Origin of the sequence: Sorangium sp. So ce1014 (genome assembly GCF_051521505.1) — a bacterium.
Taxonomy (GTDB): Bacteria; Myxococcota_A; Polyangia; order Polyangiales; family Polyangiaceae; genus Sorangium.
Map to the genome: position 1 here is coordinate 2,763,306 of NZ_CP150356.1, position 20,930 is coordinate 2,784,235.

The window sequence follows — 20,930 nt, forward strand, 5'->3', positions numbered from 1 at the left end:
AGCGGGCTGAACGAGACGTGGCCGGGGATCGGGCTTGATGCGTGAGGCGAGGTGTGCGAGGGTCCGGCCCCCGTAGCGGCTGTTGCCCCTGCCCCCGTAGCTCAGTGGATAGAGCAGCGGTTTCCTAAACCGAAGGTCGCAAGTTCAATTCTTGCCGGGGGTGCTAGGTAAAACTAGGTCATTCCGCAGGGTTAGCCCCCCTCGGCTACCGGACGGAACGCGACAGAACGGGACGCTACGACCCACCCGGCGTGGCAACAGTGAGGCAACGGGATCGGCGACCTGGGCCACGGTTAGCCCGACGAGCCTCCTCGGCGTGGACGAGCTTCTGGAGCCTCTTGCAGCAGTACGAGTGGAAGAAGACCCCCTCCTCCGCGGGGTCCGGCTCGGCCATCGTCGAGCCGCCATGGTCGGGGCACCGGATGTGCGCGTAGTGCTTCTCCAGGAGCTCCGCCTGGCCCTGTGGAGTAGCCATGTGATTCAACTTACGAATCAAATCGTCCAGGTCCATACAAAAGTCTACTGCACACGCGACTAGTGTCCAGGCCGCACGGCCGGATGGGTGCTACGTTCGCCAGGATGTCCGAGCCCCGTCCCAAGCAAGAGTCGAAGGGGAAAGCCTTCGAGCGGCTCGTCGCCGCCGTCCAGCAAGCGATCGGTCCTGACGCGCAGGTCGAATGGGACCGGAAACTTATGTCTGACTGCGGGGTTCGTCGCCAGATCGACGTGATCGTACGTGTCGGGAATGCATCGAAGACCGCTCTCATTGCTGTAGAGGCCAAGCACTGGCAGAAGAGCATCGACATCGATACTGTCGGTGCCTTTTATGTGACGGCCGCTACCGTCGGCGCGCAGAAGGGAATCGTCGTATCCAGCCATGGGTTCCAGCGTGGTGCTCTCAAGCAGGCCAAGCGACTCGGGATCGATACATACGTTCTGAGAGAAGCCACCGATAAGGACTGGGAGGGGCACGTACGAGGGTTACAGGTCGCAGTTCATAGCACCCCCATCCTATGCGAGGATGCTGAGATCAGGCTTGCGAATGGCGAAAGACACAAGATCCTTTCCGCGGCCAGCGTGAAGCTCCTCACGCAAGACGGACGAGAATTCTTCTTTGATCGTATTGTCAAGAAGTGGCTAGCCGACAATCCGCAGTATGAGGATCAACTGGTGGAGCTAAACCCCGACTCTCCACTCTTCTACAGCCACGGAATCGAATTAAAGCCAGTCGCAGCCATATATTGCAAGCCGACGCGCGTCGGTGGGATGGTATCCGAGGGGGTACTGGACCGTCCTGAGGACTGGGTGTTCTTCAAGTGCCTCCCCGATAAAACGATCGAGGAGAAGGTCTTCTTCGAATTTAGGGAGCTGCAACAGGGCGCCGATGGCTTCAAACGGCCCCCGAAAAAGTCACGCATCTCCACGAGAAAGCGGACAGATACTCCTTGAGCCTCAGCCTCAAGGCGGTCATCGCCTCCCCCGGGCCAACATCTCCACGAAGAGCTGCCGCCCTCTCCGCAGCCGGGAAGCCGCGGTCCCGACCGGCAGGCCGAGGATGCCGGCGATTTCGGTCGGCCCGGCACCGACGGCGGCCAAGCCGAGCACCTCACGCAGCGTAGGCGGCAGCCCGCAGATCGCGAGGATCGCATCGAAGGCGTCGATGCGGTCTCCCGGGTCGTGCTCGAGGACCGGCTCGGGGACCGCCATCCATGGGTCGGCCACGGCGATCTCCCGGCGTCTGAAGGCGCGCTCGTGGAAGTGCGCGACGTGACGCCAGAGGACGCCGAAGAGCCAGCTCGCAAGGGCTGTCTGCGGGTCCGCACCCGGCTGAGGTCGGTAGCGGCCCTTGCCGATCGAGGTCCAGGCGCCGAGCAGAACCTCCTGGAGGATGTCGGCCATGTCCTGCCGCGGGACGCCGTACCGGGCGAGCACGTGGCGCAGTTGCGGCCCGAGGGCCGCGAGTTCCTCGACGGTCGGGTACGTCGAGGGATAGCGGCGAGTTCCTCTCCTGTGAGAGGGAGGGGCAGATCGATGGACAGACGAATCCCGATCCTGCGCGCTGGGCGCAGGGTGTAAAAGGAGCATGTCGGACCTCGCGTGTAGGGGAACGACCACAAGGCCCGGGCGGGTTCGAGCCGCCGCGGGCCTCACTTACGTGTGGATGCGATTCCCGCGTGGGATGCAAGAAGTGGATGTTGGATGGATTTGCTAGATCTCTGTTGATCCACCCCGGGGTCCGGGATCGTCCGCCGGGATCAGGCCGATCTCGCGGGCCCGCTCGACGAGCTCCGGCGGGATGGCCCCGCCCTTCAAGACCGCCCTCAGCTTTCGGGGGGTCGATCCGAGAGCGCGGGCGGTGTCCGAGGCTCCGCACACGGCAATCGTTGACTCGATCTCTCGGATGAGCGCGTCATGGTCCATCCGTCCCCTCCTCACGTCGGTAGTTCCGGTCCGCGGCTCGATTTCTCCGTCGAAGAGATCGTGCCCCGGTGGCGATCAGCTCCTCTAGCCGATGGAGCGCCCATCGCCGGATCCGACCCTCAGCCGCCCATCGCCGAAGCGTCGAGACTGCGATCGACAGATGACGGCATGTCGATCTCGGTCCGTCGAGCCGCTTCACGAGCCGCGCAAGGGCCTCGGGGTCGATCTGGACCCACTGGCCACGCTCACGCGACGACAGAATGTCCTCCTGCCTGGCTCGTACGCGCGCGGGGAAGGCCGAACCCTCCTCCTCGGCTCGGATGGCTTCGAGGAGCGCCCGGGCCCGGGCCTGCTCGATCCTCGACGTCATGCGACGAACTCCTCCCACGTGAGCCTCGCGTTGTGGCGATCGATGGCCGCCTCGATCTCCCTTCGGGATCTCGCCGGGGCGAGCTGGAAAATCGCCGTCCGCGTCTTGCGGCGGGCGATCCATGTGGATCCGCGACGCTCGAGCGTGAACCCCGCGTAGCTCATGGCTCGACCTCCGTCGTCTGCCTCGCCGGGCGATCGTAGGACTCCAGGATCCTCGTGATCCCCTCGAGAATCCGATCCCAGCTACGGACGCTGATGGTGAGGACAGCGAGCAAAAGGTGATCGCGGCTCGGGTACGTCGTCCTCTGCCCGGTCTCGGTGTTGACCAGGTGGAAACCAACGCTGTCGATCTCGGTCCTGTACGCCATGGTCGGTGTCTCCTCGTTCGTCGAGCGGCGATTCTGTTTCACCGCTTTCGCCATGAGCGCTTTTATAAGTAGTTTATTGAGAGCGGGGGCGCCCCCGTTCTCGTTGGGTGTTCGGTCTTGGGGATCAGACGGATTCGAAGAGTTCGCTGGCAATCTCGACCGGAGTCCGAGTGTTGTCGACGGCCAAGTAGAGGCCGGGCTTCGCGCGGGACAGCGTGATCGTCTTCGCCGAATTGGACGCTTCGGTCCGCTGTCCCGTGGCGTATGAGATGGTGAGCCCGAGCGACTCGATGGCGCTCTTCCTTCGGTCGAGGGCGGCTCGAAGACCTCGGGGAGTCCTCGGCCACTCGGCGGGCGCCTTCGTCTTCGGGTGCTCGTTCTCCCAGGTTTCGAGGATCCTCCTGAGGATCCCTGCGCCCGTATCGGTCACGGACGACCCCCGCGGCACGATCTCCAGGAGCGCCTCGACGAACGTGTCCTCAGCGGCCATGTCGGTCGCGTGCTGGCGGGTGGCCATGTAGCACCGGGAGACGGCACCCTCCGCGAACCCGGCAGCCTGCTCAGATGCAGCGGCCCACTGAGCGGCCTCGAGCATGCGGATCGCGGGGTCCACGATCGTTTCCTCGGCACCAGCGAGGGAGATCGCCATGCAGTAGACGAGCGCGCCGAGGACCCTCGGGTAGATGCGCGACCACTCCCGTGCCAGCACGGAGTCGAGCTTCCGGACCTTCGGCCTCGTCTGGCGGATCAGGACCGAACGATCCAGCAGATCGTCCCTCGTGACGATATCCGTGATCCCGTTGATGATCACGGGGCGGCTCCCGCGGAAGACCGCAAGATCCCGGTCGCAGTAGAGGCTGCGCTTGACGTCGCCCGCTCCGGTGGCGATCCGGCAGAGGTGGTCGCTGTGCTCCGCGGACAGATGCGAGGCATTGTCGTACGCCAGGACCGCGACCTGCTCCGCGTGGATCGTCATGTCATCGATCTTTTCCTGGCGCGGCAGCTTCACCGAGGCGGGCTCCCTCCGATCGACGATCGTCCGGAGGATCTCCATGGCGGACGTCTTCCCGGCGCCCTGCTCTCCGGTCATCGCGCCGACGGGGTACCGCGTGAGCGTTCCTGTCTGAGGTTGGACCATCGGACGAGCCGCGGTCATCAGCCAGGCGAAGGACGCCACACGTTCTGTCTCGTCTTCTTTCTGTTGGTAACCCCAGAACTCCGCCCACTGCGCCTGGCACTCCTCGTCGGACGCGGGGATCACGGGGACGGGCATCGGAGCCGTCCCATCGGGGCGGTACCAGGCGATCGGGCACTCGCCCTTGGCGCACACCTTGGACCCATTGGGGGTCACGTGAACCGTGCGCCCTTGGGGGTCGGCGAGATCGATCCAGATAGTGAGATCCTTGGGGTCGTACGCGTACCGGATCGGCGCGTCCCCAAGGGGCAGTCTATTGCGGGGGCCCACAACCGCCGTGGTCGCGTTCTTGATCTTGTCCCTGGTGACGACGCTCTTGAGGGTGCGAAGGGCTGCGGCGGAGATCCACTCGATGTAGCGTTCAGAGTCGATGGGGACCGCCTCGCCCGAGATCAGCGTGAAGACGCGGCCGGTCAGGATTCGGAAGAAACGGAGCCGCCCGATGATGGAAGTGAGCCCGCCCTTCTTGCCGCCGGTGTCGTCCTCATCCCCGCTGTCATCATCGGCCTTGCTCCTCGTGCCCGACGGGCCAGAGAGGAGGGCGGCGATCTCCTCTTCCTCGCCAAGCTCCGAGACGCTGAACCCGGGGCCCTCGTCCCTGGTCTCGACGCGGGCGGGGCTGTCGTCCCCCAGATGGAAGCCTGCCTCGACAGTGCTCGCCCTGGAGGCGTCCTCGACCTTGCGGCGGAGGCGCTCCGGCCGACGGTGCTCGCAGTTGGCCCCGAGCCCCAGGGCCCACTCGGTGAGGAGCTCCAGGGCGTCGTCCTCGTCGAGCCCGAAGCCACGCAGGTGGACGGACACGTTCCATACCGCGGCGTCGCAGGAGCCAGTCCCGCACTGGGGATGCTCGATTTGGCTCACGTAGCGACGAGCGCGCTCGACGATGCGAGGACGGTCCGACGTGAGCGTCGGGCGAGGACGGTCCTCGACAGCACGGGGCGGACGAGGGGCAGGAGGAGCGCACGGATCAACCGGCTTCATGCGGGAGAGATCCATGTGCGTTGTCGGCCGGGTCTGCACGCCATCGCGAATGACGAACGGCAGTCGGAAGTACCTCGTCCAGTCCTTGCACTTGGGGTCGACCACCCAGGAGTCTCCGAGGACGCCCTGGAGCTGCGGGAGCCACAGGCCGATAGCGTGCTCGTAGTGCTCCGGGGAGATCGGCCGAGTAAGCGGCTGGAGGATCCGCAGACCTGCGCGGGAGGTGAACCAGCCGATCGTAGAGAGGCTGGCGAGCTTGGCCTTGGCGTCCTCGATATCTGCCGACGTGATGCGCCCACCCTTGTGCTGGGGTAGATCGACGTCGGAGACCAGGACGTAGTGCTGGACGTCGCACCCCCGCGCCCGGAGCTGAGCTAGGCTGGTGTCCGTCTTCTTGATCCGTGGCTGCCGGCCCGGAGTCACGGCCCCCGACACGATATACGTCACGAGATGCGCGTCGCTCGGGTACTCAGTCGTGAGCGCGACGGAGAGCTCCTCCACCAGGAACTCAGGGAGCGGGTCTCCCGGAGTTCGCTCCCATACCCTGCTAACATCCGCCCGGCCGTGACGATCGGGCGCCCACGCGATCAGCGGCTTGTTAACCTGGTTGACCGTCGTTGACGTGGTGCTACGATTCTTTTCGGACATCTCTCGACCCATCGAAGACCCGCCCCGCGCCGTCGCAAGCAGGGGGTGGGTCTTCGTCTGTTTGGCCCTCTACGTCGGGCCAACACGCCAGGGTCGCCGCGTGTCCTGGGGTCCCCTCCCATGCGCCGGGATGGCGGAGAGGCGGATCGGCGCGGAAGAAATGTCAGGTGCTGACGGGGGGCGTCTCCACCCTCCGTTCGTTGGCCCTGGCGTTCTCCTGCTCGATCCGAGCCTCCTCAGCATCGAGCAGGCGGGTGAGCAGGCCGTCGTTCGTCAGGCCATGCGATACCGCCAGGGCGCGGTATCGCCGATGTACATCGTCGGTGCAGCGGATCATCAGCATCTGCCCATCTCCTCGTATCCAGTCTAGCTACGAATGTTGCACCTGCAACATCCTTCGTACGTCCAGATACGATTTCTTTTGCGAGGCATCGAGTCGCCGGTCGCTTCGGAGCACGCCGACCGTTCGGCGTCAGCCAGGTGCTGGCGGTTCTGCTGCCTGTGCTGCCTGTTGCCTTATGGTACTTCTTACCATCGACAGCACGAAAATGGCTTCAAAGTGGCTCTTGCTGACCGTGCTGCCTGTGCTGCCTGTTGCTTCCTACTCTCGATCGAAAAAGAAAGAGGGGGTGGCCTACGGCCAGCCGGAGAACCCTGGGCGGGGAAGAGGCGGTTCGAACAGGCAGCACAGACAGCACAGGCAGCAAGCCTATGTTTCACGGCATCTCTGTGCTGTCGATGGTACGAAGTACACTAAGCGACCGTCAGCACGACCGTCAACGCACCTGGCCTCCGCCGCCCCTCCGCGCGCGCCTCCTCCGTCTGTGTCCTCCTCCCCGCCCGGGGAGGAACCGGCCGAGCTCACCCAGCTCCGAGCTTCGCTTGAGGCGAGGCATGTATGACGCGATGCGCAATCGACTGCGTCATGACCGAGAGGGCTGGATGCGGGCGCACGCGTGCGTATAGGTGGTGGACATGGGAATGTTCAACAGTGCGGGACTGATGTGGAGCTCGGAGCTGGTCGGATGGGGGTCTCCAGGGCGCAACCCTACATGTGAACTCCTCGGGTACTATGCTGGAAAACTCAGTGCGCAGCAGGGAAGAGGGGCGCTGTCGGAGCTTCAGCGCAAGCGTCAGACGCTCAACTTCTGGGACGTGCCTGGCGTATACGCTCTCTACAAGGGGGACACCACTGTCTACGTCGGCCAGGCGAACAGGATCGGCGACAGATTACTTGCTCACTACCGGACGGATCACTTGGTGGGGCGGTGGGACGCCTTCTCCTGGGTATCTCCAGTGGATATCGCTGAAAAGATAGACTCCACCAAGCCGCAGGATATCGAGCAGGTTCCGTTGCCCCAAGGATCGCCTGTCAGTGGATCCATGGATAAGTGGCTCGACGAGGTTGAAGCTCTGCTGATCCTCCTCGCCAAGCCACTCGACAATCGTCAGAATCCATCCTTCGGCGATCACACTTGGCTCTTCACTCAGATCCGCTCAGATCATGCTTCTGCTACGCAGGCCGAGATGATTGAGCAACTGTACAACACGCTCGTGCTCAAGCAGAAGGTGCCGTAACCACCACCGGTGGATGCCCGCCCCTCGTCTCCGCCTCGATCGTTAGCGAGCCGCCTGCCCGTCGGGAGCTCGACCGGGGAACGGCCGCGTCCTCCTTCCTGTAGACCGCTCACCCGGGCGCCCTGACCGAGCTCTCCGGCCCAGCCCGGCGGCCATCAGAACCATGACACACCTGACGCATTGCGCCGCGTTCGCCTTCCTGATGGGCGGGGCGTGGCCACTTCGCAGGCGAGAACGCGCAGGCACATTCAGGTCAAAAGTTCCGATACCGCATCCAAAGGTCCAAATACTGAGATGACGAAATCGTAGCAGCCGCGAGGATACGGCGTTCTCGTACTCGAACGCATTCGTCCGCGTCCGTTGGGTCGTATAGAGGGAGTGTGTCGCACGCGAGAAGAAATGCCTCGGCGACGCGTTGCAGCGAGGGCGGGGAGGCGCAATCATTCAGCACTTCGACGGCAGCACGCAACTCCGCCTCCAAGTGCCCAATCCGCGAGTTCCCGGGAGCTAGCCTCGCGGCCTTTCGGACTTGTTCTTCTATCTCTTTGAGTATGATGCCCAGCTCCGCGGTGCCGATATCTTGAGGCCAACGACCCGGACCCCTGCTCATATCGGAGCGGAAGTATCGCATTTTGAAGCGACCGATAATCGACATTGACTCTTGACTGGCGCCGCCCTCGATGCCACCAGATTTGATGGTTTTCAGCCCCACTCGCTCGTAGAAATCGGCGTTTCCAGAAAGCGAAGACTCTCCGATTCGTGCTCTTTGCGTGGCCCACAGCACAAAATCGCACACTTGAACCCCCAGGTCAGAACCGTTCACGACATCCATCGTTAAGCGGGGGAAGCGAGTGACAAATTCTGGACTGCTGCATATTGCAGTTAGGGTATCGTTGCGCCATGTGCGCTCCCAATGTTTTGCGTGCCGCTCCTCAAAGGTACCCTGGCGTCGAGCTACAAGCATGTGTATCGCGTCGTATTCCATTTGATGAACGCGTAGCGATTGAATCATAATCAGAAACGAATGCAAGAGGGCTCCGTCGAACTCGTGCGAATCGTCGCGATCGAAGTGCCATCGCTCGTCCACAAATAGCGCATTGAGCTTGGCGTTGCTAATGGCATCCGCGAAGGCGGCATGTGCGTTCTCCGAATCCTCTGAAGCGTGGAAATGGCCTCTGACGAGCGCCCTATCAGGCGAATACTGCCTCGTGTCGAGCCGAGCGAGACCATCCCTGATGATATCATCAGCGATGGGCGCCTCCACGAGAAGTGCCCCGATTCGAAACGGGCGCCCCATGGCCGTTCCTTTCATATTAGGGGCCTGCGATTCATCGATGTAGATCCAGGCTTCGGTTCCCATCCCTGGAGACTACCACAAGGTAAACGTCCAGGATCTCCAGCCCAGATCTGCGTCTGCGACCCGCCACCCCGGCGCCTTGCATACTGATGGGGCCGCTGTCCCACGTCCTGCTACAAACTTTTCGAAAATCGACCGGAATCGCGTGATCGGCGCGTCTCTCGACCTGTAGGAGGGGTATGTCGACCGATCCCATCGGCGCGCCTCCTACAAGTCGAACCCCGAGCCGATCAACTCGGTCCGCCGATTTCGTGGCAGTTCTGACCACAAGAGGAAATCGTCATGCCGACGGTCTTTCGTTTGGATCCTCGGGCTCGAATCCGAAGCCGTCGGTGTACAGAAGGATCGTGCCCGCCTTCGCCCCCTGGTTGCCCCCGCCCCTACGAGCCGACGTGGCTCGTGGGTGCAGATCACTCCATCCAGGAGGCCGCCATGGCGACCACCACGACTCAGAGCCTGGGCCGCTCGGTCCAAGACAGCGATAGCGAAGCGCAATCCCCTTCCTCCTCCTACCGGGACGCCTGCGCGCGTATCCGGCAACGGACCCACGAGCTGAACCAGCTCCTCACCCGCAACTACCTGGAGATCGCCGATCTCGTCGCAGCGGCCAAGGTCGCCTACGACGCCGAACACCGCACCGGCCGGGTGGGTCGCCGAAACCCGGAAGGGATTCCGGGTTTCATCAAGGCGTGCGCCCGCGACGCGGGGCTCTCAACGTCCACGATCGAGAAGTACCTGCGGATCTCACGGATGTCGTCGTTCCATCGCCAGGCGCTCCTTGAGCACCCTGAGGCGACGGCGAACGTCACGGGCCTCCTGGAGCTCGTTCGCGAGGCAGATCCGGAGAAGGTCATCGCGAGGATGACCGCCCCCAGGGCTGTCGCCGAGGCCGTCGAGACGAGCCCGCTGTTCGAACGGGCCGAGCGGGACCCCGCGCTCCAGGCCGTCCTCGAAAGCTTCCACGACGCCAAACGGCTTGGTGGCCTCGATGCCAAGCTTCCGACCCCGCCTGACCTGGTGGAGCGCATCCCCGAGCTGTCGGCTTACGCCACCGTGGGAGAAGTTCGCGATGCCATCGAACAGGAGAAGGTCCGGGCCAAGCGGTCGGCGCTTCGCAAGATGGATCCGCTCGAAAGCGGAGTTGGGCTTGTGCGGGTCTGCGGCAGGATCCATCCGGGCGAGTGGACCAAACTCGAGCTGATGCACGGCCGGAAGAGGTGCCGTCATCAGATCCGTGTCGTGAGCATCCGTGTACCGCGTGCTGCCCTGGAGGAAGCGCTCAAGTCCACGGAGGACAAGGGAGATGACCAGGGGGCGAACGTGCAGCTCCCGGTGCTCGACGGGATCGTTCACTTCGTGATGCAGTGACCCCGGTGTATCCCCGTCCCAGAGCGTAATCGGCGATCGAGACTCGCGGTCCAGCCCCCTCTCGGAATGGGTTCGGGAGGGGCCTTTCTTCTTCCATCTCCCTCGTTGGCGTGAAATCTTGACGCAGGCAAGCTGTAATTGCTTGTTTGTTCGATTCCGTACGTCATACTTCCAGACGTACGATGGCTTGTGCAGTTTGCAGACATGAGGCTCGCGCGGAGATCGAGCGGATCCTCCGCACGAACGAGCTCTCCCTCCGGCGTACTGCTCGGAAGTTCGGCATTTCCGACCACATGCTGGTGTGGAACCACAAGAAGCATTGCATGCCGGGTGCCCCCGTCGTCCCGATCAGCAGCTATCCGGGCGAGGAAGATGACGTCCCCGTCCAGCGGACGAGGCGCGCCCCCCTCACCACCAAGCAGATCGATCTCTCCGGCAAATCGGCCAAGGAACGCCTCGAAACCCTGCTCGAACTCACCGTGGGACTGGTCAACGCAGGGCCGGAATTCAGTCGCCTTGAGGCCCTGAAGCAGGCCAAGGCGCTGATCCTCGACATCGATTCGATCGAGAAGGTCGAGCAGCCTGCGACCCCCAAGGGGCCAGACGCCTCGGCCCTGACGGCTTCGATCCTCGACAAACTCGACAAGCTTAACGATTCGGCGTCCCAGACCGACGCCGAGTCCCCTTCGCTTCCTTCAGAGAACGCCGCCCCCGCGGTTCATTGAGGTCCTTGGCCTATGAGTGCGATGTACTACCCGACAGGAACGAGCAACCTGGTCGACAGCCAGGGGAAGCAGCAGGTGATGCCTGCCGTCGCGGCGGACCGGTCCCTTCGAGTCACGGTCCAGCAGCCGAGCGCATCTCCCAAGCCTGCTCGGATCGCGAGGGTCGTTCATCTGGCCTCGGCGGCCCTTCCTGCGGCCGGCGCCTGGACCAACCAGGCGGCGTACGCGATCCCCGACGGGGTCTCCGCCGTCAGCTTTATCACGACATACGCGAGGGGAGTTGCGAACGGGCAGCCGAAGTTCCGGATCCTCGTGGGGAACGGCACGGAGGAGGGCGACATCAGCGTCATCGACCCCGTGGTCGTAGCGTCACAGCCGTTCGGCCTCCAGAGCGCGTACGCACAGGTGATCCTCGGAGCCGTACCCCAGGACGCCAACCCGGTCAGCCGCGAGCTGATGGTCCTCGTACGCGGCGGCTGGACCACGATCCGGATGATCGCCGCGGAACACGGCGTGACGGCAACCCCAGGGACGATCGCCATCGCTCTGACGGCGGCGTACTGACCTATGATCCGCAGATCCATCGCACGATCGATTGCGGATCCCCTGGAGGGGTACCGGAGCGAGGGGTTCACTCCTGCGCTCCTCCCCGGCCTCGTCCACTGGTTCCGAGCCGATCGCGGCGTCACCCTGTCTGATGAGAAGGTCGCCCTCTGGAGGAGCTTCGGCGTCGGCGGCGGGGACGCGGTCCAGGCGTCGGGGTCAGCCCAGCCGACGTGGACCGCGACCGGACTCGGCGGTAAGCCAAGCCTCCTCTTCGACGGGAGCCTGACGTTCATGACCGCGTCGTCACCGTCGACGCTCACGACCCGCACGTACGGGTTCGCGTTCTCGGCAACGAAGGTTACGCAGAACCGCCTCTTCGACACGCAGACGACGACCTACCCGCTCCTCGGCCTCTGCTTCGACGGGACGCGCCCGCTACTCATGGCAGGTTCCTCGAACTATCGGTACTTCACAGGCTCCTCGAAGCAGTCCGACGGTCAGCTCCACGCATGTGTCACTACCGTCCCCGGCGTCGCCTTGAATGACATTACGAACGCGACCGTCGAGATCGACGGCCAGACGCTAGCCCCTAGTACGGCTGCAACGGCAACGGGCCCCGTCACGTCGCCCGGGGCGCTTGTACTCGGTGGGTCAAGCGGCGGCGCGACGCGGTTCGGCGGCCACCTGGGGGAGTTCGTCGTGTTCAATCGCGTCCTTTTGCCGGCGGAGACGGCGCAGCTCGTATCCTACCTTTTGGCGCGTTAGGAGGTGTCCGTGTTCGTAGTTTTTGATGATGAATCCGAGGCGATCAGTTTCATTGCGCAGGTCGATGCCCTCCTCGGGTACCCGGCTACCGGTGTCGTTAACGGTCAGATCGTTGTCCTCACGCAGACGTGGGCTGAGCCGATCAAGCACCATTCCCAGGACCTCTGGGCCGTCCCTTATGCTCCTGAGCTCGAGCCGGCACTGGGCGATCACGTGCCGGTGGAGATCGACGAGAGTTGGTGGCCTCCCGTGTGGATCCCGCCGGGCTGATCCTCAACCATCAAATGTAGATCGAATCACAGCTTCGTCCCCCCAGACCACGGCGAGGCTCCCACCGTGAAGAAGCGCTCGACACACCACGACGATCTCGAATGGCTCTTCTGGGACTGTGAGTCCCAGATGGGCTTCAAATCGAACTTCAACTCCCTGATCCTGGCCTCCAAGTACGGCACGAAGCGAACCCGCATCGAGGACGGCGAGCTCGTCAACGGCATACAAGAGGACCTCTTCAACGAGGACACCCTGATCGACGCCCTCGACACCCGTAGGGCCCTCGGCCGCATGGCTGCGGCCTCGAAGAACCGCCGTGTGATGGTCATCTACTGCGCCCTCCCGCCGCGGGCCAAGGCCGTCCTGGAGGCGTACTACGAGCCCCGGCGGTACCCGCCCGAGGTCCGGGAGGTCTTCGGCGGCCTGGCCGGCGTCCTCCACCTGACGCGGACGGCGCAGGGGATCAAGCGCTTCAGCCCGGCATGGGTCGCTTCGGCGATCGTGCGCAAGGACCCCATCGTCCGGCAGCTCCAGCAGGAGGCATCCTCCCTCTACCAAGGCGCCCTCGCTGCGTACGGCCGCCGGGCCAATCAGCTACGAGCTCGGGAGCAGGAGGCGGTCAGCGTATGAACCGCCTCCTCAGCGTCGACCAGGTAGCGCAGATCCTCAACATGGATCACCTCGAGCACCGCTTCGTCCAGCGGCGGCTCAGGGTGTACGCCGCGGAACGGCAAACGGAGTTCCAGTTCTTCCGGCTTGGGAAGTTCTACTACACGACCGAAGAGGATCTCCGCCGGCTCATCCCCGAGCTCTTCACGCATGAGGAGCGGGACGCCGACTCGATGCGCTCCAGGATCGAGGCCCTCGTCTCCGAGGTCAAAAACCTCAAGAAGAAGACAGAGGTGCTCGAGAACACCATCTTCCGCCTCCAGACGGAGGCCAAGAAGGTGGCATGAGGGCGCGGCTGTGGAACCCGGAGGGCGAGTCCCGGGCGTCCCAGCTCGCCTCGTTGCCCGCTCTTGAGCGGCAACGCTTCCTTGCGTCCTTGAGCCCAGAGGAGCTCGCAGCGCTTCCGCATTGCTGGGACTTCTGGGCCCGCCCGCGTCAGCTCCCACCGCATTCGGTGGACGTGACCATCCCTGCCTGCCATGAATGGCGCTACTGGGTGGTGTTAGCAGGTCGCCGATGGGGCAAGTCGAAGACTGCGGCCGAGTGGATCCGCCATCGAGTCGAAACGGGCAACGCTCGCCGAATTCTCTTGGCGGGCGCGAACTATCAGGACGTCCGTAAGATCCAGGTCGGCGGTCTACAGGCTGTGTTCCCGCCCGAACGCCGACCGAGGTACATCCAATCGAACCTTGAGCTTCGCTTCTGGCCCTACACGGATGACGCTCCTGTGGCCGATGTCCGCACGAGCGAGAAGCCCGACGGCTTCCGCGGCTTCGAGTGGGACACGGGATGGGTCGATGAGTTCGCCTCGTTCTACAGCATCGACGATTGCTGGTTGCTGATGAACCCGGCGCTGTCGGGGACGACCCCAAAGGGCGGCAACCCGCAGGCGATCTTCACGACGACGCCGCGCAACAAGAAGGTCCTTCACGACCTTCTGGACGATCCAAGGACTGTCCTTACGCAGGGATCATCGAGGGACAACATCAAGAACCTGCCCCCTGGAACGATCGAGGCGATCGAGTTCATCTACGGCGATAGTGACATGGCTGGCCAGGAGCTGCATGGTCAGCTCTTGGGTAACGAGCCCGGGGCGCTCTTCCGCCAGAAATGGTTCGACGGCAATCGGTCATCGAGACCCCTCAAATTCAAGCGCAAGATCGTCGCCGTCGATACGTCAGGATCCGGCAAGGAGACCGCAGCGGAATGTGGGATCATCCTCATGGGACTCTCCGAGGATGGGCAGACGGCGTACATGCTAGGAGACTTTAGCCTCCGAGCTTCGCCTGAGGAGTGGGCGAAGGAGATGTATAGGGTCTATCAGGAGCACGGGGCGAACGAGATCCTGTACGAATCAAATTATGGCGGAGAATTGATCCCCACGATGTTCCGGCAGATGAAGCTGAACGCCAAATTCAAGCCCGTTCCAGCAAAAGGAACCAAGAGCGAGCGCGCCCTGCCCGTTTCGGCTCTTACCCAGGGCGGGAAGATCAAGTTCGTCGGGACCTTCAAGGAATTCGAGATGCAGTGCTGCACTTGGACGCCGCGGGACAAGCGCTCCCCAGACCGCATGGATGCCTACGTGCACGCCGTGACAGAGCTGTTTCCCGCGATCCAGGTGGCGAGGGGTAAGCTCGAGATCCCCGGCTTCTGGTGATTCCCAGCCCGGTCGTGCGATTTCGCGCACGGTCCTACACGAAATGACGTGTGCGGCTCTCCACGATCTCCAAGCGGCACCCCTGCTGCGACCCGGAGGTGTTCCGCAGGTATGACGCCCTCTACAGGGGCGGCTCGGCCTTCCGGAAGGCCATCGGGGCGTTCCTCTTCCAGAACCCGCTGGAGCCCGCTGAGGCTTACGCGCTCCGGAAGCGAGAGGCGGCGTACCGCAGCTACGTCGGCCCGATCATCGACTTCTTCGCCGCGCAGCTCTTCTCCTCGCCCTTCCTGGTGAGGGCGACCCGAGACGGCGAGACCCAAGCCCCCGACCCGTTCTACGCGGAGCTGCGGGAGGACGTCGACCAGGTCGGGACCGACCTCACGAGCTTCATGAGGTCCAGGCTCGTCACGGCGCTCGTGAAGGGCTGCTCGTGGTGGCTGGCCGAGCTGCCCGACGACGGCGGGCTCCCCGCGGAGTCCCGGGTGGACTGGGAGGCCCGGGGGCTCGGCCGGGTTCGGCTCTGCCCGCTCGAGCCCGAGGACGTACTCGACTGGGAGTGCGACGACGACGGGCTCCTGTGGGTCATCACCCACAAGCGCGAGATGCGTCGGGACGATCCCCGAACGGAGCGGGCCGTCGTCACCGAGACCTGGCGGATCTTCGATCGCGAGACCGTCGAGACCTTCCAGGTCAAGTACGACCCCAAGAAGCGCAAGCTGAGCCCGGAGGACGAGATCCCCAGCCTGGGCGCCGTCCCCCACAGGTTCACCCGGGTGCCCGTCGTCTGCATGAGGCTGCCCGAGGGCCTCTGGCTGATGAACCGGGCGGCCGATGCTCAGATCGAGCACTTCAGGCTCAGCGCGGCCATGGGGTGGGCGATCAAACGCACCTGCTACCCGATGGCCGTGTTCAAGGCGAAGGACAAGGAGTCTCCTCCGGTCACCGGCGCCGGGTACTTGCAGATGATCGACGTCGGAGAGTCGTTCGAGTGGGTCTCCCCCTCAACTGCGTCCTTCGACATCCTCCAAAACGAGATCGCTGCGCAGAAGGACGAGATCTACAGGATCGCCCAGCAGATGGCCGCGTCCGTGAACAACTCGGCGGCGGCCATGACCCGCTCCGGTGAGAGCAAGCAGGCGGACATGGCGGCGACCGAGATCTGCCTCCATGCGTACGCCACCGAGGTCAAGGAGGCGATCGAGGAGACCTTCGAGCTCATCTCCGATGGCCGAGGGGACTTCGATGTGACGTTCAGCATCGAGGGCATGGACAAATTCAACCTCGACGCCGTGACGGTCACGCTCGCGAACATTCAGACGGCCAAGACCCTCGGCATTCCGAGCCCCACGCTCTACCGAGAGCTCGGGATGAAGGCGGCGGACCTCCTGCTGCCGAACGCCTCGCAAGAGGTGAAGGACCTTATCCGTGAGGAGATCGAGAACTCGGCTTCTCGCTCCACCACGGAAACGACCGAGGATTCCTCGGGCGACGCGAGCGAGGACGCGCAATCCTCGCAACCCCACGGTTCAGGCTCCGATCTGAACTGACATCCACTGTTCCCCTACGGCCGGGGAACAGGGCGGAGGAACTCACATGGCTGACGTGCAGACCGACGGACAGGTCACGACCGATCCGAAGGGCGGAGATGTATCCGCCATCGACGACCAGAGGCTCCTGAACCACGTGAATGCTGCGGTGGGATCGCAGCTCAAGCGAACCCTGCCAAAGTTTCTCGAAGAAGCTCTCGGACCTCACATTGTGTCGCTGAGGGAGCAGCTTCAGCCGAAGCCCGAGCCCAAGGCAGCACAGCCCAGCGGAGACCCCGAGGTGACCCGGCAACTTGAGGAGCTCCGAGCTCAGCTCAGGAAGTCCGAGGACTCCCGGGCCCGAGAGCGCCAGGCAGCTCGCGAGGAGAAGGCGTACGGCGAACTCCGTTCTGAGCTGACCGGCAAGGTTCGTCCTGAGGCTGTCGACGTTGTTGCAAAGCTTCTCTTCCACGCCGAGAAGCGGGTTACGGTCGACAATCACGGCCATGTCTCATTCAAGCATGGAGACACGGACTACGACCTCCGGCAGGGCGTAGCCGAGTACCTCCAGAGCACGGAGTCCGCACTGTTTCGACCGGCTCCCTCTCCGGGGGTGGCGAGGAAGGCCCCAGTGGTTCCGGCTCGACCCGTTTCGGCGTCTCAGCGCGGCGAACGCGAAGATCCACTTGCAAAGACTCTTCGGGACTTGGGCCTCGCCTGAACCCCGTTCTGACAACGTTCTTTCTTCAAGGACCTTACAATGGCTGATGTCCCGCTTACCCAAGCCCTGATCGTCATCGCGCAAAACTACGCTGGCGATATCGTTCGGCAGATCAATCGTACTTCTGTCTTCCTCAAGCTTCTCGCTCCGACGTTCCGTCCAATGGAAGGCAAGAACGCGGCATGGGTCGCTGAGGGCGACGGAGCAGTCGCGGAGTCGTTTGCGTCCGGTGCAGACCCGGCCAACTTCGGCTCTGACTCGCAGACCAGCGCAACCATCCCTCATGCCCGCTACTGGGCCCCCTTCCACGTCAACGGCGACGCGATGGCTGCTGCTGCCTCGTCTCGTACCCCTGCTGGCAACGTCCAGCTGTGGAAGCGACAGATGGAGAACGGTGCCGAGAAGCTGGCAAAGCTGCTCAACACCGACCTCTATGTGGGAGCGGGGGGCAACGATCTGGTCGGCCTCGATGCTGCGATCGGAACGACCAACAACACGTACGCGACCATCGACCGCACCGTTGGCGCCAACTCGTTCTGGATCCCGAACGTCTTCGCTCCAGTCTCTGCCACGGCGCTTACGTTCGATCTCGTTCGTAGCGATCTGTCGGCGATCAAGACGGCTAGCGGCTACAAGCCCGACTTCGCCATGGTGTCGAGCCTGACCCTCAATAAGCTCTCGGCCCTCTTCGATCCTCAGAAGCAATACGTATTTCAGACGAACGTCGACGTGGTGAACACGGCGTCTGGTCTCGTTACGCTCGACGGCGGCGTTGGTGCCCTCAAGTTCGATGGATGCACCTTCATCGAAGACTCGTTCACTCCGGCCAACTCGATTTACTACTGCAACAGCCGCTACATGCGGATTGAGTACCTGGACGCGGCCAACTCGGTCATCCCGTTCGGTGGTGGTGACACCATGATTGGTGGACTCTCCGATGGCTTCGACACCATCCCCCTCGGAACGATGCTCGAAGTTCTTGCGAAGACGGGGGACTCCCAGAAGGCATACCTGAAGGTCTACCCCCAGCTCGTCGTAGAGCGCCCCAACGCGTTCGGCAAGCGCAGCAACATCGCCTGAGCGAACTGAGGTCACGATATGGCAACCTCTATTCGGCGGCTCACGAGGCTCGAGGCGGAGCAGGCCATCGGTAAGCGCCCAGCCATCGCCATGGGCGCGGCCCCTTGCGGCTCTCACCGGGGTCGACGATGCTGGGCGCGGGGCGGCGCCTACCGTTGGTCCGGGCAGACGCGGGCGGACACGAGAGGGCCGGCGAGGTGCTCTCCCCCCGGACCCCCAGCGGCAAAGATTGAGGTTCGCGTCGTTCAGGACGTGTCGGTGTCGTCAGCGGCCGGAGCCGCGAGCGACGCTCGCGCCCACGCGTCGGGCAGCAGCTCGTCCAGCCGTTCGCGCGGCCAGCCCGCCTGCAGCTTGCCGATCACCTCCGTCGCCCAGGCGAGCGGGTTGACTCCGTGCATCCGGCACGAGCCAAATACGGTGTAGCCGACGGCGAGGCGTTCAGCTCCCTTGTCCGAGCCCGCGAATAAGTAGTTCTTCCTTCCGAGCGCCACACATCTTATTCGCCGTTCGACTTCACCGTTGTCGATCTCGAAGCGCCCATCCGTGAAGCAGCGCCGCCACGCTGCCTCCTGGTTGATGGCGTACAGCGTCGCGACGTATAGCGGCGTACTTGGCACGAGCCGCAGGTGCAGATCGTGAATCCACTTATAGAGCTCCTCGAGCACGGGGAGCGACAGCGCCTGCCGGCGCGTCAGGCGTGCCTCCGCGGACAGCGCCTCAGCTTTGCAGGCAGCTTCGATGCGGTAGATGGCCTTGAAGTACGCAAGCGCCACAGCGGCTCGCTCGTCGCCGCCCTTCGCCGCCTTCTCGAACTTCGCGCGGATGTGCATTCCACAGCCGAGCCGGCGCTCCTCGGGCACGATCACCTCGCCACCGTCGTCTCCGCGCAACATCGCGCCGTACCCTGCATAACCATCGCCCTGCAGGTAGCCGGTGAAGCCCTGCAGCTGGGCAGCCGGATGCTTCGCCCTCCAGTCCGGTGCGTACAGGAAGGCGACGAGCCCAGCCCCGACAAAGGCCCAGATGTGCCCTCGCTTCACCCCCGCTGGATGATCCTGATCCAGCACGCGCATCCCGGTGTCATCGGCGCGCAGGTAGCATGCGCCCAGCACGCGCTCCTGGATCCTCTTGGCCACCGAGGCGAGCACATCGAGTGCGAACGCCGACCACTCACCCAGCGTCGACGGCGACAGCGACACGCCGAAGCGGGCATACTGCTGCGCTTGCCGATACAGCGGCATCGCGTCCTCGAACTTCTCGACGATGATGCTCGCGAGCAGCCCCGGCCCCGGGCGACCCCGATCCATCACCTTCTCGCTGTCCGCCGTCGTCACCCCCTGCTCGGGACAGCGCGGACAGGCGAGCTTCTCCCTCTGCTCCTCGATGACCCGGAACTGTGCAGGGACGAACTCGAGAACTTCGCTCGTACGGTGACCGATGCACTTTTTGTCCGCGCCGCACTGCGGGCACTTCCGCTCGGCTTCGGCGACGGGCACAACGCGCGTCTCGCGCGGCAGGTGTGCGGGAAGCGGCGCGCGCCCACGCCGTCCTCGCGGCGGCTTCGGCGGCTCAGGAGGTTGCGGCACCAGCCCCTGCCCCGGCTGCTCAGGAGCCTCCGCGCCAGGGTCTGACGAGGGCGCGCAGTCACCGCCCCCCTGCGGCGTCTGGGCGCCGAGCTCGGCGAACAGCAGCATCAGCTGCTCGGTAGAGACCTTCTGGCTCTTGCGGCCGTACAGCTCACGCAGCGCGCTCGCGAGCCTCGCCGACAGCGCGGTGTTCTTGTCGCGCAGCTGGACCAGAAGCCCGAGTACCAGCTCGATGAGCGCCGCGACCTGCCCGTCGGCCGCGAGCTGCTCGAGCTTGCGTCGCACATCGGCCAGATCGGCGGGGAGCTGTGCTTGGGACGGAGGGGGACTGCTCACGTGGCGCGTTGGATATCTATCCCGCGCGCATCCATCAAGCGTTGCTTCGACGCGTCGAAATTTCTCACGCCGGGCCTCCAGCGCTTGCGCCGTACGGCCTGCGACAGGTCGATGCCTTCGAGCATCAGCGACAGCTCGGCCGCCTCGACCTCAATGTGGGTCGCTCCCTTGGGCAGGTCGCGGGCAAGGTGGAATCGGCCGCGGGCGAGTTTCTTCGCCACAATCACGTAGCCAGTGCGGTCCCAGAATAAGACTCGCACCTGGTCGCCTCGCCGATTCCTGAACACGAACAGATGGCCGCAGAGCGGATCGGCTCCGAAGCACTGAGCGACCAGTACCGACAGGCCATCAAAGCTCTTGCGCAGGTCGGTAGGCTCGGCCGCGACGTACACGCGCACCGACGGCGGCAGCGTCAGCACGGCACCTCCTCGGCAGCGAGCGCCAGCACGCGCTCGAGCGTGGCCGGGTCGAAGCCCGGCCGAACGCGGACCACCCGCCCGTTGGGCAGCGCGATCTCGATCGGCTCCGACGCGACCGGCGATGCGTCGGTCACCACGTGTACCGGCAGGAAGCGCGGCGTTTCCGCCAGCGACGACGGCGCCGGCTGCGCGGGCCCATCAGCCCGCAGCTTCCAGCGCCACCAGTACAGCTGCTTGGGCTTGTAGCCCTCGCGGCGCGCGAACTTCTCGGCACTCAGCCCGCTCCGCTCCCATCGACCCACCCGCTCGGCCCACTCCATTCTCGTCGCCATCGCTTCCTCC

23 protein-coding genes and 1 tRNA gene are annotated in these 20,930 nt (G+C 64.1%); 14 read left to right on the forward strand and 10 right to left on the reverse strand.

The annotated features are described in order from the left end of the window. Nucleotides 1-90: 90 nt before the first annotated feature. Nucleotides 91-163: transfer RNA gene (locus WME75_RS10645), tRNA-Arg, on the forward strand. A 72-nt stretch (nt 164-235) separates the two neighbouring features. Here the strand turns inward: WME75_RS10645 and WME75_RS10650 are convergent. Then, a complete protein-coding gene (locus WME75_RS10650; RefSeq protein ID WP_437489395.1) occupies nt 236-475 on the reverse strand; it encodes a hypothetical protein in 240 nt (79 codons plus the stop codon). 104 nt (nt 476-579) lie between these two features. Between WME75_RS10650 and WME75_RS10655 the strand changes: the two genes are divergently transcribed. Beyond that, the gene (locus tag WME75_RS10655; protein WP_437489396.1) at nt 580-1,449 is read left to right on the forward strand and encodes a restriction endonuclease; all 870 of its coding nucleotides are present in this window, start codon (nt 580-582) and stop codon (nt 1,447-1,449) included. Nucleotides 1,450-1,467: 18 nt separating this feature from the next. Here WME75_RS10655 and WME75_RS10660 read toward each other — a convergent pair whose 3' ends face one another. The 5 genes from WME75_RS10660 to WME75_RS10680 all read right to left on the reverse strand — a co-directional run bounded on the left by WME75_RS10660 (nt 1,468) and on the right by WME75_RS10680 (nt 6,328). Next, the gene (locus tag WME75_RS10660) at nt 1,468-2,085 is read right to left on the reverse strand and encodes an RNA polymerase sigma factor (protein WP_437489399.1); all 618 of its coding nucleotides are present in this window, start codon (nt 2,083-2,085) and stop codon (nt 1,468-1,470) included. A 702-nt stretch (nt 2,086-2,787) separates the two neighbouring features. After that, entirely contained in the window at nt 2,788-2,955 is a 168-nt protein-coding gene (locus tag WME75_RS10665) for a hypothetical protein (protein WP_437489401.1), read from the reverse strand. Then, nucleotides 2,952-3,203: a hypothetical protein gene (locus WME75_RS10670; protein WP_437489404.1), complete on the reverse strand. Its 252-nt coding sequence runs from the start codon at nt 3,201-3,203 to the stop codon at nt 2,952-2,954. Before WME75_RS10670 ends, WME75_RS10665 begins: the two co-directional genes overlap by 4 nt. A gap of 82 nt (nt 3,204-3,285) precedes the next feature. Further along, the gene (locus tag WME75_RS10675) at nt 3,286-5,985 is read right to left on the reverse strand and encodes a hypothetical protein (RefSeq protein ID WP_437489407.1); all 2,700 of its coding nucleotides are present in this window, start codon (nt 5,983-5,985) and stop codon (nt 3,286-3,288) included. 163 nt (nt 5,986-6,148) lie between these two features. Next, entirely contained in the window at nt 6,149-6,328 is a 180-nt protein-coding gene (locus tag WME75_RS10680; RefSeq protein ID WP_437489410.1) for a ribbon-helix-helix protein, read from the reverse strand. A 632-nt stretch (nt 6,329-6,960) separates the two neighbouring features. Here WME75_RS10680 and WME75_RS10685 point away from each other — a divergent pair. Then, nucleotides 6,961-7,563: a GIY-YIG nuclease family protein gene (locus WME75_RS10685; protein ID WP_437489412.1), complete on the forward strand. Its 603-nt coding sequence runs from the start codon at nt 6,961-6,963 to the stop codon at nt 7,561-7,563. A gap of 253 nt (nt 7,564-7,816) precedes the next feature. Here WME75_RS10685 and WME75_RS10690 read toward each other — a convergent pair whose 3' ends face one another. Continuing rightward, nucleotides 7,817-8,923, reverse strand: coding sequence for a hypothetical protein (locus WME75_RS10690; protein ID WP_437489415.1), 1,107 nt, complete (start codon nt 8,921-8,923; stop codon nt 7,817-7,819). Between the two features lie 429 nt (nt 8,924-9,352). Here WME75_RS10690 and WME75_RS10695 point away from each other — a divergent pair, with 429 nt between their 5' ends. The 11 genes from WME75_RS10695 (at nt 9,353) to WME75_RS10745 (ending at nt 18,247) form a co-directional block, all read left to right on the forward strand. After that, on the forward strand, nt 9,353-10,288 hold the full coding sequence (locus WME75_RS10695; protein WP_437489418.1) for a hypothetical protein: 936 nt from the start codon (nt 9,353-9,355) through the stop codon (nt 10,286-10,288). A gap of 293 nt (nt 10,289-10,581) precedes the next feature. Next, on the forward strand, nt 10,582-11,013 hold the full coding sequence (locus tag WME75_RS10700; RefSeq protein ID WP_437489421.1) for a hypothetical protein: 432 nt from the start codon (nt 10,582-10,584) through the stop codon (nt 11,011-11,013). 78 nt (nt 11,014-11,091) lie between these two features. Next, nucleotides 11,092-11,577, forward strand: coding sequence for a hypothetical protein (locus tag WME75_RS10705; RefSeq protein WP_437489424.1), 486 nt, complete (start codon nt 11,092-11,094; stop codon nt 11,575-11,577). 3 nt (nt 11,578-11,580) lie between these two features. Beyond that, nucleotides 11,581-12,324, forward strand: coding sequence for a LamG-like jellyroll fold domain-containing protein (locus WME75_RS10710; RefSeq protein WP_437489425.1), 744 nt, complete (start codon nt 11,581-11,583; stop codon nt 12,322-12,324). 9 nt (nt 12,325-12,333) lie between these two features. Further along, entirely contained in the window at nt 12,334-12,594 is a 261-nt protein-coding gene (locus WME75_RS10715) for a hypothetical protein (RefSeq protein ID WP_437489428.1), read from the forward strand. 66 nt (nt 12,595-12,660) lie between these two features. Beyond that, nucleotides 12,661-13,224, forward strand: a complete 564-nt coding sequence (locus WME75_RS10720) for a hypothetical protein (protein ID WP_437489430.1) — start codon at nt 12,661-12,663, stop codon at nt 13,222-13,224. After that, nucleotides 13,221-13,550: a hypothetical protein gene (locus tag WME75_RS10725; protein WP_437489433.1), complete on the forward strand. Its 330-nt coding sequence runs from the start codon at nt 13,221-13,223 to the stop codon at nt 13,548-13,550. The genes WME75_RS10720 and WME75_RS10725 overlap by 4 nt, the downstream gene beginning before the upstream one ends. Continuing rightward, nucleotides 13,547-14,920 carry a terminase large subunit domain-containing protein gene (locus WME75_RS10730; RefSeq protein ID WP_437489436.1) on the forward strand — a complete coding sequence of 458 codons (1,374 nt, stop codon included), beginning with the start codon at nt 13,547-13,549 and terminating at the stop codon, nt 14,918-14,920. The genes WME75_RS10725 and WME75_RS10730 overlap by 4 nt, the downstream gene beginning before the upstream one ends. Nucleotides 14,921-14,970: 50 nt before the next feature. Continuing rightward, nucleotides 14,971-16,467, forward strand: a complete 1,497-nt coding sequence (locus WME75_RS10735) for a DUF4055 domain-containing protein (protein WP_437489439.1) — start codon at nt 14,971-14,973, stop codon at nt 16,465-16,467. Between the two features lie 46 nt (nt 16,468-16,513). Continuing rightward, nucleotides 16,514-17,167 carry a hypothetical protein gene (locus WME75_RS10740; RefSeq protein WP_437489442.1) on the forward strand — a complete coding sequence of 218 codons (654 nt, stop codon included), beginning with the start codon at nt 16,514-16,516 and terminating at the stop codon, nt 17,165-17,167. Nucleotides 17,168-17,206: 39 nt separating this feature from the next. Further along, on the forward strand, nt 17,207-18,247 hold the full coding sequence (locus tag WME75_RS10745; protein WP_437489445.1) for a phage major capsid protein: 1,041 nt from the start codon (nt 17,207-17,209) through the stop codon (nt 18,245-18,247). 245 nt (nt 18,248-18,492) lie between these two features. Here WME75_RS10745 and tnpC read toward each other — a convergent pair whose 3' ends face one another. The 3 genes from tnpC to tnpA are packed head-to-tail and all read right to left on the reverse strand — an operon-like array spanning nt 18,493 to nt 20,920. Beyond that, nucleotides 18,493-20,169: an IS66 family transposase gene (gene tnpC / locus WME75_RS10750; protein ID WP_437480407.1), complete on the reverse strand. Its 1,677-nt coding sequence runs from the start codon at nt 20,167-20,169 to the stop codon at nt 18,493-18,495. Beyond that, nucleotides 20,166-20,588: an IS66 family insertion sequence element accessory protein TnpB gene (tnpB, locus tag WME75_RS10755; RefSeq protein ID WP_437476351.1), complete on the reverse strand. Its 423-nt coding sequence runs from the start codon at nt 20,586-20,588 to the stop codon at nt 20,166-20,168. Before tnpB ends, tnpC begins: the two co-directional genes overlap by 4 nt. Beyond that, entirely contained in the window at nt 20,582-20,920 is a 339-nt protein-coding gene (gene tnpA, locus WME75_RS10760; protein ID WP_437476348.1) for an IS66 family insertion sequence element accessory protein TnpA, read from the reverse strand. The genes tnpB and tnpA overlap by 7 nt, the downstream gene beginning before the upstream one ends. Nucleotides 20,921-20,930 lie beyond the last annotated feature (10 nt).